Consider the following 15,844-nt stretch of genomic DNA (forward strand, 5'->3'; position numbering starts at 1 on the left):
CACTCTGTTTTTTCTTTTCAAATAACAAAAAACAACCAAAATGATTAGCCCTGCGATTGTAACAAATAATAATAAATTTAGGCAATATTTTTAATTTTTTATACAAAAATTTTAGATTAACTGAAAAATCATTAAATATCATGGATTTGATGAACTTTTTGACAGCCAAATCACTAAAAACTCTGTAAATTTTTGATAATTTAGCGTATAATTGATAGGATTATTGTATGAATTGGGGCAATTTGGTAAAGTTTTAGCAATAAAGCACATACCCACTTTTACCCACACATACACACCTTTAGACAAAATCAACTTACCAGCTGGCATGACCACGCCAGTAAGTTTTGGATGTTTTTAGGATTTTGGTAGCCAGCCTTTGGGCAGCCACAACAATACTTGATGTTGGATTTGCCTGTGCTGGTGTGTTTTGGTCTTAATTTAAGTATGCACTTATGATTACCATCAAAAAAGGCTTGGACCTGCCCATCATGGGCGAACCCGCCAAAGAGATTAGTGAGCACACGCCAACTCAAGTCGCCCTTATCGGTTATGATTACATCGGTATGCGTCCGACCATGAGTGTCAAGGAAGGCGATATTGTTGCCAAAGGACAAGTGCTGTTTGAAGATAAAAAGCGTGCAGGTGTCAAATACACCGCCCCAACCAGTGGTCATGTGGTGGCCATCAATCGTGGCGAGCGTCGTGTCTTTGAAAGCATCGTCATCGCTGTTGATGAAGCGGCGGCACCAGAAATCACTTTTAACGCCTATTCTTCTAAAGATTTGGCATCTATTGATACAGAAGTTGTTAAAGAACAATTGGTTGCATCAGGCGAGTGGACAGCATTTCGTACTCGCCCATTTAGTCGCACACCAGAAATTGACAGCACACCGTCAGCGATTTTTGTTACCGCCACCGACACCAACCCATTATGTGCCGATGCCAGCGACATCATCAATGCTGATATTAAGGCATTCAATGACGGCTTAGCAATCATCTCAACCTTATCACCAAAGACATTTGTCTGCCATGGTCAGACAGCCCCAGCCAAAGCAACCAATGTCGCTAACAGCATCGAATATCACAGCTTTACAGGCAAACACCCAGCGGGTAATGCAGGTACGCATATTCACTTTTTACATCCACTGGCTCGTGGCGTACAAGTCTGGACGATTGGTTATCAAGATGTGATTGCTATTGGTAAGCTATTTACCACAGGTAAAATTTATACCGACCGCATCATCAGTTTGGCAGGCCCTGCAGTCAAAAACCCACGCCTAATTCGCACTACTCGGGGAGCAGATTTGGCAGAATTGACTCGTGGCGAGCTGACAGATGGGGTAAATCGCATCATCTCAGGTTCGGTGTTATCAGGTCGTAAGTACAGCTCTACTGTTGCTCATTTAGGTCGCTTTCACAATCAAGTATCCGTCTTAGCGGAAGGTTTTGAACGCCCTACCATGCACTTTTTTACTTTGGGAACAAACCGCTTCTCATTCTTGCCAATCTACTTATCGCAATTTTTCAAAGGCAAGAAATACAAGTTTACTACCACCACCAACGGCTCACCTCGTGCAATGGTGCCGATTGGCTCTTATGAAAAAGTAATGCCTCAAGATTATCTACCCACCCAGCTACTGCGTGCATTAATCACAGAAGATATTGTAAAAGCAGTGGAGTTTGGAGCGTTGGAGCTTGATGAAGAAGATTTGGCGTTATGCACTTTTGTATCGCCTGGAAAATATGAGTTTGGCGACATTTTGCGTGATAACTTAACTCGTATTGAAGCTGAAGGCTAGGACATAACAACAAGGAAAAAGAAGCGATGAAATTTATTCACAATATCTTTGACCGTATGGAACCGTCCTTTACCAAAGGCGGAAAATACGAAAAATACTATGCCATTTTTGAGATGTTTGACACTTTCTTTCGTCAACCAAGCTCTCAAACTTATAGTGCCTCTCATGTCCGTGATGGCATTGACTTAAAACGCATTATGATTACCGTGTGGCTATGTACTTTCCCTGCGATGTTTTGGGGTATGTACAATGTCGGCTTTCAAGCATTGACCTATATGGCTCACGCTGGCATTACTCCTGATGGCTGGCGTACCATCATTACAGGGCTTTTTGGCTATGACCCAAATAGCATTTTGGCGTCTTTTGCTTATGGAGCGATGCAGTTTTTGCCAATTTATGCCGTAACCTTTGTGGTGGGTATTTTGTGGGAGATTATTTTTGCAGTCGTGCGTGGGCATGAAGTGAACGAAGGTTTCTTTGTAACTTCAGTACTCTTTGCCCTATCGCTACCACCAGACACGCCACTATGGCAGGTTGCACTTGGCATTAGCTTTGGTGTGGTCGTTGCTAAAGAAGTCTTTGGCGGTACAGGTAAAAACTTCCTAAACCCTGCATTGGCTGGGCGTGCGTTCTTGTATTTTGCTTACCCTGCATCTATGTCAGGCGATGCGGTATGGACAGCTGTGGACGGCTTTTCTGGTGCAACCCCACTAGGGCAAGCAGCAGTAGGTATCACAGCGGACAAATTTGTTGATGCTTATGGCAATACCCTATCTTGGGGTCAAGCATTCTTAGGGCAAATGCAAGGTTCTATTGGCGAGGTTTCAACCCTTGCGATCATTATTGGCGGTATCGTACTTTGCTATATGAAAATCGCCAGTTGGCGAGTGATTTTAGGTTCTATCATCGGTCTTGTGGTTACTGCCTTTATCTTTAATATGATTGGCGGTGAGAATCCAATGATGGGTCTTGCACCTCATTGGCATTTGGTTGTTGGTGGATTTATGTTTGGTTCAGTATTTATGGCAACTGACCCCGTATCCGCCGCACACACCAACACAGGACGCTGGGCGTATGGACTACTTATCGGCTTTATGACTGTGGTCATTCGTGTGATTAACCCTGCGTTCCCAGAGGGTATCATGCTGGCGATTTTATTCGCTAACTTGTTTGCACCTTTGTTTGATTACTTTGTAACCCAAGCCAACATCAAACGCCAAACAGCACGGAGAATGCATTATGTCTCAAAATGATATTGATAAAGTAAGGACGAACGACCTTATCACACCAAGTGGTCAAACCAACGACTCTCTACCAGATGAGGTAAAAGCAGACGAAAATGCCAATGACGAAGCAGTGTTAAAGACGAACAACCAAGAATCTAGTATTGCTCAAAGCGAAGATGTGCAAGACAACCAAGCAGATGCTCCGACCCCAAAAAAAGGCGGTAATGGTCAGACTCTAATGGTTGCCTTAATCTTGTGTTTGGTCTGCTCGATTTTGGTATCGGCAGTCGCTGTTGGTTTAAAACCAAAACAACAAGCCAACCAAGCCCTTGACCGCAACAAGAACATCTTGATTGCAGGTGGTTTGGCAGAAGCAACTGCCACAAGCAGTGAAGTTGATGATAAGTTTAAAGACTTTGAGGTTAAGTTAGTCAACCTTGCCACAGGCAAATACGCCACCAGTGAGGAATTATCATCTGTGGGGATTGGCGATGTTAGTGCTTATGATGCCAATGCAGCCTCTAAAGACCCAAAACTTAACAATCCGTTAACAGAAGATCCAGCAGGCATCAAGGCAACTCCAAAATTTGCCAAGATCTATGTCAAGCCTGATGCAGAAGGCAAGCCAGAGCTTGTGGTACTGCCTGTGCACGGCTACGGTCTTTGGGGCACGATGTACGCTTTTTTGACCTTAGAGGGTGATTTGAACACCATTAAGGGCATTAGCTTTTATGAGCATAAAGAAACCCCAGGTCTAGGTGCACTTGTGGCTGAGCCAAAATGGCGTAATCAGCTGGTAGGCAAGCAAGCCTACAATGAGAACGGTCAAGTGGCTACAGGCGTTGTCAAAGCAGGCACACCCAAGCCAAATCCAAACTATGTAGATGGTGTGAGTGGTGCGACTTTGACCAGTCGTGGTGTGCATAACTTGCTACAATTTTGGCTTGGCGAACAAGGCTATAAGCCATTTTTGGACAATCTGAAAAAAGGAGGGGCATAAAATGGCTAACACCAAAGAAATCTTAACCAAGCCGATATTTAATAACAACCCCATCGCACTACAAATTTTGGGCATTTGTTCGGCACTGGCGGTTACGACCAGTATTAAAAACGCATTGATTATGAGTATTGCCTTGACTTTGGTAACGGCATTTTCTAGCTTTTTTATCTCAATCATTCGCAACAATATCCCATCATCTATCCGTATCATTGTACAGATGGTTGTCATTGCCTCGTTGGTGATTGTGGTTGATCAGATCCTAAAGGCAGTCGCTTATGACACCAGCAAGGCTCTATCGGTATTCGTTGGTCTGATTATCACCAACTGTATCGTCATGGGTCGTGCCGAAGCCTTTGCCATGAGTAATCCACCAATTCCTAGCTTCCTAGATGGTATCGGTAATGGTCTTGGCTACTCAGCAGTGCTGATTTTTGTGGCAGTGATTCGTGAGCTACTGGGCAATGGTTCGCTCTTTGGCATTGAGATTTTAAGCAAAGTTACTGATGGCGGTTGGTATGTGCCAAATGGCTTACTCCTTCTACCACCATCAGCATTCTTTATCATCGCTCTGTTTATTGCCATCATTCGTCTTGGGAAACCAAATCAAGTTGAGCCTGCCGAATTTGTCATCAAGCCAAATTCTAAGGGAGGAGCACACTAATGGGACACTATCTAAATTTATTTATCATTTCGGTGTTTATTGAGAATATGGCACTTGCCTACTTTTTGGGCATGTGTACATTCATCGCCATCTCCAAGAAAGTCTCAACAGCGCTCAGTCTTGGCATTGCAGTCATCGTGGTCATGGCAATCACCGTACCACTGAACAACCTGTTGTATCAATTCCTACTAAAAGATGGAGCACTTGCGTGGGCAGGTTATCCTGACATGGATTTATCGTTCCTAGGACTACTCTCTTATATCGCCTTGATTGCAGCGGTAGTACAAATCATGGAGATGTTCTTGGATAAATTCATGCCAAGCCTATATAACGCACTGGGTGTATATCTACCGCTGATTACCGTAAACTGTGCCATCATGGGTGGCGTACTGTTTATGGTGGAGCGAGACTATAACTTTGGCGAGTCCATCGTCTATGGTGTGGGTGCAGGTACTGGCTGGGCACTTGCGATTGCAGCACTGGCAGGTATTCGTGAGAAGCTCAAGTACTCTGATGTGCCAGCACCTTTGCGTGGTCTTGGCATTACCTTTATTACCGTAGGACTGATGTCGCTAGGCTTTATGTCTTTTGGCGGTATGTCGTTATAAGGGGAAAAGAATGGAATTTGGAACAGCAATATTTGGCGTAATAATGTTTACCGCCATTATTATGGGCCTTGCGGTGGTGATTCTCATCGCACGCAGTCGGCTTGTCAGTACAGGCAATATCAACATTAATATTAACGAAAACCCTGATAATAACATCTCGGTCGAAGCAGGCGGTAAACTTCTACAGACCCTTGCCAATCAAGGCATATTCCTATCATCAGCTTGTGGTGGTGGTGGCACTTGTGGTCAGTGTCGCTGTAAGGTCATCTCTGGCGGTGGTGATATTTTGCCTACCGAAGAAGGTCATTTTACCCAAGGCGAGATTCGTGATGGCATGCGTCTGGCGTGCCAAGTGGCGGTCAAGCAAGACATGGCGATTGAGATTGACCCTGAATTCTTTGATGTTAAAAAATGGGAATGTGAGGTCATCTCAAACGACAATGTGGCAACCTTTATTAAAGAGCTTACCCTTAAAATCCCGGAGGGCGAGGTTGTCCCATTTCGTGCAGGTGGCTATGTGCAACTAGAAGCACCACCACATACCGTGCATTACAAAGATTTTGACATTGACCCAGAGTATCATGAAGACTGGGATAAATTCAACCTATGGCAATACACCTCAAAAGTTGATGAACCTGTGATTCGTGCCTACTCTATGGCAAACTACCCAGAAGAAAAAGGCATCATCAAATTTAATATCCGAATCGCCAGTCCTCCACCTCGTGGTGGCGAAGGCATTCCGCCTGGTAAGATGTCATCTTATGTATTTAGCCTAAAGCCAGGCGATAAGATTACCGTATCAGGTCCTTATGGTGAATTCTTCGCCAAAGACACTAAGGCAGAGATGGTCTTTATCGGTGGTGGTGCAGGTATGGCACCGATGCGTTCGCACATCTTTGACCAACTAAAACGCCTAAAATCTGACCGCAAGATTAGCTTTTGGTATGGGGCTCGCTCCAAGCGTGAGATGTTCTATGTTGAGGATTATGATGGTCTAGCGGCAGAATTTCCAAACTTTACTTGGAATGTCGCCCTGTCTGACCCAATGCCAGAAGACAACTGGGAAGGTTATACAGGCTTTATTCACAATGTTCTGTATGAAAACTACCTAAAAGACCACCCGGCTCCAGAAGACTGTGAGTTCTATATGTGTGGGCCACCGGTCATGAATGCTGCTGTCATCAAAATGCTCAAAGACTTGGGCGTAGAAGATGAAAATATCTTGCTTGATGACTTCGGGGGCTAATAATCAGCTCAAAAAACCCGTCCTATTTGGACGGGTTTTTTATTTCAATCAAAATCATCAAATCCACTTTTCAATCCAAATAAGCAATCTTATTTGCTTGGCGTACTTGATGGGCCTTGGATACCACTTAGTCCATGGGTATATGAGCAAAGTAAACTTCGTCTCTAAAGAGCTTTTATTATTTTAAGAGAACCAGTGCACCAATATCAGCTTAAACCACCCATTGACTTACGACAATCAAACAAACCATTTGCCACGAACAACATAGACAGCCATTAAATAAAAAAACACCTCAACAGCCATTAGTGTTTGGGGTGTTTTGCTAATCAGTCAGTTTATTAATGATGATGTCCGCCCACACCATGTGCATGACCGTGAGCAATTTCATCTGCGGTAGCAGCACGCACTTCTACAATCTCTACATCAAAGGTTAGCGTCTGACCCGCTAGCGGATGGTTACCATCAACCACCACTTCTTCGTCCGTGACTTCTTTAACGGTAACAAGCATCACATGACCATCATCAGTCTGCGATTGAAATTGCATGCCCACTTCAATATTATCCACACCTTGGAAGTTAGCACGAGGTACAGATTGCACCGCTTCTGCCAAGTATTCACCATAAGCATCGGCTGGAGCAACAGTAGCAACGAATTTATCGCCAGCAACTTTACCTTCCATTTGAGCTTCTAAGCCTGCAATGATGTTATGATGACCATGTAAATAAGCCAATGGCTCGCCACGAGACTGGTCAAGAGTTTCGCCTTGTTCATTGGTGAGGGTATAGTTAAACTGAACAATGGTGTCTTTGCTGATTGCTGTCATAAAAGTTTTTCCTTCAAAAAGATTCATTGGATAGTGGCATCACTACCACAAATATATTCCCACCCATTATAACAGACTTTTGGCAAATTGTTTGGTAAAATTGCAAAAACTTGCTTTTGTGCTTATCACTTTTAAGCTCACACCAAAAATGCTATGATATACCAAACCAACCATCATGAGAAAATAAAGATGAACTATTTAGTTAATTTTCGCCGTTTTTACGCCCACTTGGTGGATGTATCACTAGGTTTTGTGGTGGGCGAGGATGCACCGATACTGTGGCTACCCACTTGGATAGCAGGTAGCTACATGATTCGTGAGTTTAGTAAAAACATCACTTTGGTGCAGTATGAACATAACGGCAAACTGTGCGACTCTCTCAAGTTGTCCAAAAACAGCTATCAGCTGAGCCACATCAAGGCAGGCGATGAGGTCAAGGTGCATTACGAGGTTTACTGTCATGATTTGTCAGTGCGTGCAGCTTTTGTTGATAATACTCGCTTGTTTGGTAACTTTAGCTCACTCTTACTCATGGTGCAAGGGCAGGAAAACAACCTTGCCAATATCACCTTGCAAGTGCCAAATGCTTTTTATGCCAAAAACCCCAACGCAACGCTTGCGTGCGGTCTTGGTCATACCAAGCATAGTGATGATGATTTGGTATCTTACCAGCTTTCTCCCATAACCGCCTTTGAATGCTATGATTATCCTTTTGAGATTGCCAGCCAAGATGAGTTTGATTTTGTGGTGCATGATGAGCATGGCACAGCTTTACCACACCGCTTCTTTATTGCAGGCAAGCATCGTGGCAATCTTGAGCGTCTAAAAACAGATGTCGCCAAAATCTGCCAAACCTACCTAGGTGAACTGGGTACAGCCCCTTTTAATGACTATACCTTCATGACAATGATTACAGGCAGTGATTATGGTGGATTAGAACACATCAATTCAACCGCCCTAGTCAGCCCACGCACCGACCTGCCCACCGCCTTTGAACCTACCATACCAAGCGATGATTATCAGCGGTATTTGGGTCTGTGTAGCCATGAATATTTTCACGCATGGTGGGTTAAGACTGTGCGACCTGATGTCATGATGACAACAACCCTGCAAACAGAAGCTCCTACGCCATTATTATGGGTGTTTGAAGGCTTTACCAGTTATATTGATGACCTTATGTTGCTACGCTCTGGCGTGATTGACAAAGTCTCTTATTTAAACCGCTTAACAGCAGCAATCAATCGCTACTATCAGACTGAAGGTAGGGATTTGCAAAGCGTTGCAGAATCTAGCTTCGATGCGTGGATTAAGCTATATCGTGCTGATGAAAACTACACCAATCAGGGTGTCAGTTATTATAATAAAGGGGCACTGATTGCCTTGTTGCTTGATTTAACCCTTATTAAGCACTCAAATGGAAAGTATCGCTTGTTTGATGTCATTAAAGCCTTCTATCAAAAAGCCCTTACCCAAGATAACAAGCGATTTGGCATGACACATGAAAACTTAGGCGAGGTCATCACAGGCTTTATTCCTTATGCGGTATGGCAATCATTCTTTGATGATTATGTGGTTGGTCGTGTCGCCTTGCCGATTGAAGAGATGTTAAGCGACATTGGCATCACCATTCAAGCCCAAACCACCCAAAAGCCTTGGGGTATGACTTGTGATGAATCTGGTGTAGGATTGACCGTCAAGCATTTGGTGCGTCACGGTGCAGCAAGTTTGGCAGGTATATCTACAGGCGATGTCATCATCGCCATAGATGGTATCAAAGCCAACCAAAAACAGCTACAAACCGCAAGCAAACATCAATCTTGTCACCACCAAAGTGTCAGCATACACGCCTTTCGCCGTGATGAGTTGATGATATTTGAAGTAGGCTTCGACACCTATGAATATCGTCAATTTACATTACAAGAAAACCGTCCAAACCAATGGCTTGGTTAAACTTGATTTTCAAGCCGTCCACTTTACGATAAAGCGGACGGTTTTAAAGGTTTTGATGAATAAGCACCTTTATTTGTCTTGTGCCTTTTGTGAGAAGCGGTAACTCTTTTTTTGTGTTTTATGCGACCGCTTGGCTTATTTTTGGGATTTGATGAGCCATTATCAAGGGTGCTAAGACCTAAGCGAGCCATTGTTTGTTTATCCATGGTAATTTCATAAGATTCGCCCACACCGAGCTGACAGCCACCCCAAGCCAGCGACCACACGCCAATCTGGTAACGAATAAGCCTAAGACACGGCAGACCCACATGAGCAACCATGCGGCGAACTTGGCGGTTTTTACCTTCATAAATGGTAATGGAAAGCCATGCCGTTGGTATTGCTTTTCGTTCACGAATGGGTGGGTTTCGCTCCCATAGGTTAATGGGCAACTCATCTAGCAGTCGCACCTGACAAGGTAGCGTCCTACCATCTTTTAGCACAACCCCTTGTTCTAACTGTGCTATCTGCTCAGCAGTCGGATTATTCTCTACCTGCACCAAATAAGTCTTACCAAACTTTTTTTCGCCGCCTTTGTGCATTGGCGTGGTGATGGCATGATTAATACCACCGCTGTTGGTTAAGATAAGCAGACCTTCACTATCTTTATCCAATCTCCCTGCGACACGCAAACTCTTATCATCAAAAAAATCCGCCAAAGTCTGCATCTGGTCATGCTCTTTACGAAATTGACTATGCACCCCATACGGCTTATTAAACAAAACCAACTTTTCCATCACCAATTAAACCAACACGCTTATAAAATCAATAAAAAACCAGATGATAGTTTAACATCATCTGGTTTTGATTGCTTGGACAAATCACCCAAACTTAATTTTCTAAATTCAGCCCTTAAGCCTAACAAGTCATGGACAAATCCATCAATTATTTTTTGTCAGTCTTAGCCTCTGATGCTTGATTGGCTTGTGCTTTTTTGGTTGCTTTACTGGTGGGTGCGTTACCCACTGCTGCAATTTGCTCGCCTGCTTGAGATAAAGTAAACTCAATACGGCGGTTCTGGAAGCGACCTTGTTCGGTAGCATTTGAGGCTACTGGGTGGTCATAACTGGCACCTTCAATGCTAAGACGCTCAGCAGGCACACCTTTTGATACCAGATAATCACGGACAGCGGCAGCACGCTGTTCTGATAGTGTTTTGTTATATTCATGCGATGCTTGATTGTCAGTATGACCGATAATTTTTAGGGTCAGCTCTGGCAGGTCTGCCATTTTCATGGCTGCCAAATCAAGGATTTCTTTGTTCTCGGCGGGGATTTCGTCTGAATCAACCTCAAAGTTGATGATTTGTAGGTTTAAAGCACGAATAATATCATCAGTCGCTGTTTTATCGCCAAGTCGAGAGATAATCTCTTTAGCTGAATTGATACTTTCTGCCACAGCAGCCGCAATATCAAGTTTTGGCTCTACTTCTACAGTAAAGTCAGTCGGCAAAATACCCTTAGCACCATCAATTAACTTTTGAATATCGGCTTCATTAGCTGCATTAAAGCGAATGACCTTATCAGCGATGCTCACGCTTGAGCTTGGCACACCTTTCATTAAACCCAAGATGGCAGGCAGATGCTCTGCTGTTGGCATGGTATCAGAATAGCCAGTTGCTGTTTGTAACTTGCATTTATCAACACCAAACACACCTGCAATGGCGATGCGGATACTACCAAGAACACTTTCTGTACCCGCCTGACCATGACATGAATAGATGGCATCGCCAGTCTCATCAACAGCAATATTTAAAGTGGCAGGCGTAGCATCTGTTGCCACAGTGGTTGTAGGAGCTGACTCGACTGGTTTTTCAGCAGGGGCAGCTACAGGCACTGGTCTGTCTTGGTAGCTGCGTAGTAGCAACCATGCCAGACCTGCCAAAATGATTAGTCCAATGATTGGTAATAAGCTCTTTAAGAAACCGCCCTTTTCTTGCTCATCATGCCCCATGTGCGTGGTTGTTACAGGTTTGGCTGCAATGGTTTCAGGAGCGACTTTTTGTGGCTCAACAGGCTTGGCGTCCAACTGGCTTGCAACGCTCTTTCCACCAAATAAACCAACAGGCAATAAGGCATACGCCCATGATGGAACAAGTGAGCTAAACGCAGATGAATTGTCTTTTAAAAACACTGGCAAAACAGCAGCACCCGACAGCTCTTTTAGCTTTTGTAGGATAAGTGGTGCTGATACAGCGGTTAAGGTACTGGCGGTTGTTGCAGGTAGGTTAAACTCGGTTGCTAGTTTGTCATTGAGACTGGTGGCGTGATTGACATCGTTGTCATTAAACACCACATCAAAAACAGTACGACCATTATCTAAATCCACAGGACTTAGTGCCAATAGGTGATTATATACAGCTTCATCTGCTAGGCGTGAGACAAAGATGGCGTAGAATGCAGAAAGTAGTTTTGATTTGGTGGTATTATCGCCTGCGTGAGTTGCAGTCGCTGCTAAAACATGCGGAGTAACCGATTGGGAAAGGGTATTGATAAGACTCATAAAAACTCCAGTGGATTGATTTGGCGTATTCATATTATTAGTGTATTTAACAAACAATTCCACACACCGCTAAAAATACACTGTGCAGGAACAAATTTGTTAATATCGCTATTGTGACTTAACTTTCGCCAATAATAAAGGGCTGGCAACAATACTCAAACAAAACTATCATCAATCTCAATATAAAGTCGCTTTTTTTACACAAAAGCTGTACCGCACTCCATTGGCTATCTAAATATCTTTTGGCTACATCAGCTTATCTGGCTTGTTTTTTTGGTATTGCAAGTTTGCAATTTGCCAAATTGATTTAACCTGTTATACTTATACTATTTACTTATGCTCTTTCTACTTGGCAGTCTTTTTATCATTATGCCAATATTTAGCCAATTTATTTTCCAGTACCAGTAACACCACATGAACCATACCACCGCTATCATCGCCATTACCGTCATCATTAGCCTGCTTGCATGGCAAAACAGAAACATCATGGGACGGCTGATTTTTGACCCCATTTCGGTCAGCCGTTTTAAACAATATGACCGTTTTATCACGCATGGCTTTATTCATGCCAATGGCATGCACTTATTATTTAATATGTTTACGCTGTACTTCTTTGGTCGTGTGATTGAGCGTTTTTATATCGCCAAGTTTGGCTCTTTAGGTTTTGTGGCATTTTATGTGCTATCCGTCATCGTTGCCATCATACCCACTTATCTAAAAAACAAACATAACACTCGCTACCTAAGCCTTGGTGCATCAGGGGCGGTATCAGCGGTACTGTTTAGTTTTGTTTTGTTTGCACCGTGGGAGACTTTGTATTTCTTTGGTGTTTTACCAATCCCTGCCATTATTTTTGCTGTACTATATACCGCTTATAGTCTCTATGCTGACCGCCGTGGCATGGGTAACACCAACCATTCAGCACATCTATTCGGTGCTGCCTTTGGTGTCATCGCCACCATCGCTATAGAACCTGCGTTGTTACTGCACTTTATAAATGCCCTATTAAGACCAAACTTTTAACGGTGTTGTTAGATAGAATAATGTTTATAGCAGTGTTGATAATAATGCTTAAAGCGTGATTTTTTGCATTGGTATTGAACAATAAATCTTTAAAAAACAATTTGGCTGATATATTTTGATATGATTTACGACATTATTGGCGACATACATGGTCAAGCAGACAAGCTACAAGGGCTGTTAAGTCAGCTTGGCTACCAGCATGATGGCACAAGCCACATCGCCCCGCCCAATCACATGGCGATATTTGTTGGCGATTTGATTGACCGTGGGCAATTACAGCTTGAGACGCTAAGCATTGTTTTTGATATGCTAGACAATCATCAAGCCTTAGCCGTCATGGGTAATCATGAATATAATGCCATCGGTTATGCCTCAACCGATCAAGCAGGCAAGCAAATCTATACACCCACCCCACGCCAAAATGAAGTACATCAGGCTTTTTTGGACGCTGTTGGCGAAGGTTCGCCACGCCATCGGTATTGGCTGTCTCGCTTTTTTGAGTTACCGCTTTGGCTTGAATTTGATGAATTCATTGTCGTTCACGCCTGCTATGATGCCCGTGCTATTCAAGCACTTACTCCCCATCTGTATAATGGGCGACTAAGTCAAAATAACTTTGAAAAACTGCCCAAAGAGACTCACCACCACATCTTAAAACTGTTAGCAGGCTTGCAGACAACACTACCTAATGACATCTACATCAAAGATGGCATGGGTCATCTTAGACAAGATATCCGCATTCGCTGGTGGGAGAACGACCTAAAACAGCCCATCGTTAAGTTATCTGCTGCCAGTAACTGCGACATATCCGACCTACCTGATGATTTGGTCTGTCCGATTAATTTTTATCTAGGCACAACCAAACCCATTATCATCGGACATTATTGGCTGACAGGCGAACCCCTGCCTTTATCTTCTCAAGTTGTCTGCACTGACTATTCGGCAGGTAAAGATGGGTATTTAACCGCTTATCAATTTGACACAGACAACCCTACCATTAGCTTAAATAATTTTGTACAGTTTATTGGTTAATACAACACACTGCCAAGTCGTTCACCAAAAACAGCGATTTATCCCCTTTGGCATGAATGACATCAATTTTTCGCTAACTTTGTGTAAAACTTTGATATAATAAATCGCTTCATAGTACCATTTTTAAGGAAAAAAATATGTCTAGCCAAGCACAACCTGCACCCATCGCCTCGCCAGATGGCATACCTAAAGTTGGCATCATCATGGGCAGTCAGTCAGACTGGGCAACCATGATTGAAGCCGCCCAAGTACTTGCCGACTTTGGCGTACCTTTTGAGTGTCAGGTCGTCTCAGCACATCGCACCCCTGACAAGCTTTTTGACTATGCCAAATCAGCCAAAACTCGTGGGCTGTCCATCATCATCGCAGGGGCAGGCGGTGCAGCACATCTGCCAGGTATGTGTGCTAGCCAAACAGATTTGCCTGTGCTTGGCGTACCTGTCAAATCAAGCACACTTTCAGGTTGGGATAGCTTGCTTTCTATCGTTCAGATGCCTCGTGGTGTCTCGGTCGGTACGCTTGCCATCGGTGGGGCAGGTGCATATAATGCAGGATTGCTCGCTGTGCAGATGCTTGCCATCACTGATGAAGCATTGGGCAAAAAGTTAAGTGAATTTCGCACCAAGCAGACCCAATCTATCCTAGATAACCCAACACCTGGTATTATCAATTAAAACACAAATAATCGTCCCACCTAGGGGCGATTTTGCTTAATATTTAGTCACTTATCCGTTAAACAATCAAGCAATCATCAACACCACAAACAAGTTACGCACAAGGTTAAAAGGTTTACTATGACAACACTCGCCCCCATTCGCACCATCGGCATCTTCGGTGGTGGTCAGCTTGGTCTTATGCTAGGTAATGCTGCTCGCCCCTTAGGCATCAAGACGGTATTTTTAGAAGACGCACCCAATCCGCCTGCATCACTGGCAGGGCAAGTCTACACAACCGCCCAATTTGATAACTTCGCCAAAGCGTGCGACCTTGTTACCCTAGAGTTTGAGAACACGCCTTTAGATGTCGCCCAACGCCTAGAACAGCAGACACTTTATCCACCATCACAAGCATTATTCATCGCCCAAGACCGCCTAAACGAAAAAAATCTGTTCAATAAACTGGGCATCACTACCGTGCCATTTTTGGCGGTCAACTCCCAAGACGAATTACAACAAGCCTGTGACGAACTAGGACTACCCTTAGTACTAAAAACCTCTCGGGGTGGCTATGATGGCAAAGGGCAATTTGTCATCAAGACAGCTGACGACATCAACACCGCTTGGGGCGAGCTTGGTCAGGCGTGTGCGACTGCCCCACTCATCGCTGAAGGCTTCATCAACTTTAGTCGAGAAGTCTCCATCATCGCTGTGCGTTCACAAAGTGGTGAGATTCGCTACTATCCTCTTGTAGAAAATATCCATAAAGATGGCATTCTTGCCAAAACCATCGCTCCTGCCCCAGACGCCCAACACCTAACCAGTCAAGCCCAAGAAAACATCAAAAAATTGCTTGAACATCTCAACTATGTCGGCATTTTAACCTTAGAACTCTTTGTAACAGAACACGGGTTGATTACCAATGAAATCGCCCCACGAGTACATAATTCTGGGCATTACAGCATTGAAGGGGCGGTGTGTAGCCAGTTTGAAAATCATATGCGTGCAGTGGCAGGCTTACCGCTTGGCGATACCAGCATGATTAAGCCATCTGTGATGCTCAATGTGATTGGCAGCTATCCAAATTTACAAGAAGTCCTTGCTATTGATGGCGTGTACTTTCATCACTATCACAAAGATGAAAGAGAAGGTCGTAAAATCGCCCACATCACCATCATGCCAACCGACAGCGACCAACTAGACGAGACAGTAGCAAAGGTTGTGTCATTGCTACCAAATAAGCTAGGTCTGGATAACTAAGACCCAACTAACGATAAT

The 15,844-nt window shown here is 43.8% G+C and carries 14 protein-coding genes; 11 read left to right on the forward strand and 3 right to left on the reverse strand.

From position 1 onward, the window contains the following. Positions 1–452 precede the first annotated feature (452 nt). From ACERC6_RS03825 to nqrF, 6 genes are read left to right on the forward strand one after another with little or no spacing between them, the layout of a single operon-like run. On the forward strand, positions 453–1,799 hold the full coding sequence (locus ACERC6_RS03825) for a Na(+)-translocating NADH-quinone reductase subunit A (RefSeq protein ID WP_373627818.1): 1,347 nt from the start codon (positions 453–455) through the stop codon (positions 1,797–1,799). Positions 1,800–1,825: 26 nt separating this feature from the next. After that, positions 1,826–3,052 (forward strand): NADH:ubiquinone reductase (Na(+)-transporting) subunit B, encoded by a 1,227-nt coding sequence (locus ACERC6_RS03830; protein WP_373627820.1) that lies wholly within the window; start codon positions 1,826–1,828, stop codon positions 3,050–3,052. Further along, a complete protein-coding gene (locus ACERC6_RS03835) occupies positions 3,039–4,025 on the forward strand; it encodes a Na(+)-translocating NADH-quinone reductase subunit C (RefSeq protein ID WP_373627821.1) in 987 nt (328 codons plus the stop codon). Before ACERC6_RS03830 ends, ACERC6_RS03835 begins: the two co-directional genes overlap by 14 nt. A 1-nt stretch (position 4,026) precedes the next feature. Further along, on the forward strand, positions 4,027–4,686 hold the full coding sequence (locus ACERC6_RS03840; protein WP_284674009.1) for an NADH:ubiquinone reductase (Na(+)-transporting) subunit D: 660 nt from the start codon (positions 4,027–4,029) through the stop codon (positions 4,684–4,686). Further along, on the forward strand, positions 4,686–5,294 hold the full coding sequence (gene nqrE, locus ACERC6_RS03845) for an NADH:ubiquinone reductase (Na(+)-transporting) subunit E (RefSeq protein WP_373627822.1): 609 nt from the start codon (positions 4,686–4,688) through the stop codon (positions 5,292–5,294). The genes ACERC6_RS03840 and nqrE overlap by 1 nt, the downstream gene beginning before the upstream one ends. A gap of 10 nt (positions 5,295–5,304) precedes the next feature. Next, entirely contained in the window at positions 5,305–6,540 is a 1,236-nt protein-coding gene (gene nqrF, locus ACERC6_RS03850) for an NADH:ubiquinone reductase (Na(+)-transporting) subunit F (protein WP_373627823.1), read from the forward strand. 338 nt (positions 6,541–6,878) lie between these two features. Here the strand turns inward: nqrF and ACERC6_RS03855 are convergent, their stop codons facing one another. Then, entirely contained in the window at positions 6,879–7,364 is a 486-nt protein-coding gene (locus tag ACERC6_RS03855) for a peptidylprolyl isomerase (RefSeq protein ID WP_373627824.1), read from the reverse strand. Positions 7,365–7,553: 189 nt separating this feature from the next. Between ACERC6_RS03855 and ACERC6_RS03860 the strand changes: the two genes are divergently transcribed. Beyond that, positions 7,554–9,314 carry a M61 family metallopeptidase gene (locus ACERC6_RS03860; protein ID WP_373627826.1) on the forward strand — a complete coding sequence of 587 codons (1,761 nt, stop codon included), beginning with the start codon at positions 7,554–7,556 and terminating at the stop codon, positions 9,312–9,314. 23 nt (positions 9,315–9,337) lie between these two features. Here ACERC6_RS03860 and ACERC6_RS03865 read toward each other — a convergent pair whose 3' ends face one another. Further along, complete coding sequence (locus ACERC6_RS03865) at positions 9,338–10,090, reverse strand: pseudouridine synthase (protein ID WP_373627827.1); 753 nt, start codon at positions 10,088–10,090, stop codon at positions 9,338–9,340. A gap of 148 nt (positions 10,091–10,238) precedes the next feature. Continuing rightward, positions 10,239–11,855 carry an OmpA family protein gene (locus ACERC6_RS03870; RefSeq protein WP_373627828.1) on the reverse strand — a complete coding sequence of 539 codons (1,617 nt, stop codon included), beginning with the start codon at positions 11,853–11,855 and terminating at the stop codon, positions 10,239–10,241. A gap of 414 nt (positions 11,856–12,269) precedes the next feature. On the opposite strand from ACERC6_RS03870, the gene ACERC6_RS03875 reads away from it, so the two are divergent. From ACERC6_RS03875 to ACERC6_RS03890, 4 genes are all read left to right on the forward strand, one after another. Further along, positions 12,270–12,878 carry a rhomboid family intramembrane serine protease gene (locus tag ACERC6_RS03875; protein WP_373627829.1) on the forward strand — a complete coding sequence of 203 codons (609 nt, stop codon included), beginning with the start codon at positions 12,270–12,272 and terminating at the stop codon, positions 12,876–12,878. Between the two features lie 120 nt (positions 12,879–12,998). Beyond that, positions 12,999–13,910 (forward strand): metallophosphoesterase, encoded by a 912-nt coding sequence (locus tag ACERC6_RS03880; RefSeq protein WP_373627830.1) that lies wholly within the window; start codon positions 12,999–13,001, stop codon positions 13,908–13,910. Between the two features lie 137 nt (positions 13,911–14,047). Next, the gene (gene purE, locus ACERC6_RS03885) at positions 14,048–14,584 is read left to right on the forward strand and encodes a 5-(carboxyamino)imidazole ribonucleotide mutase (RefSeq protein ID WP_284674000.1); all 537 of its coding nucleotides are present in this window, start codon (positions 14,048–14,050) and stop codon (positions 14,582–14,584) included. 120 nt (positions 14,585–14,704) lie between these two features. Further along, a complete protein-coding gene (locus ACERC6_RS03890; RefSeq protein ID WP_373627831.1) occupies positions 14,705–15,826 on the forward strand; it encodes a 5-(carboxyamino)imidazole ribonucleotide synthase in 1,122 nt (373 codons plus the stop codon). Positions 15,827–15,844: the final 18 nt, after the last annotated feature.

The organism is Moraxella sp. E33BD (genome assembly GCF_041807865.1).
Classification (GTDB): domain Bacteria; phylum Pseudomonadota; class Gammaproteobacteria; order Pseudomonadales; family Moraxellaceae; genus Moraxella; species Moraxella haemolytica.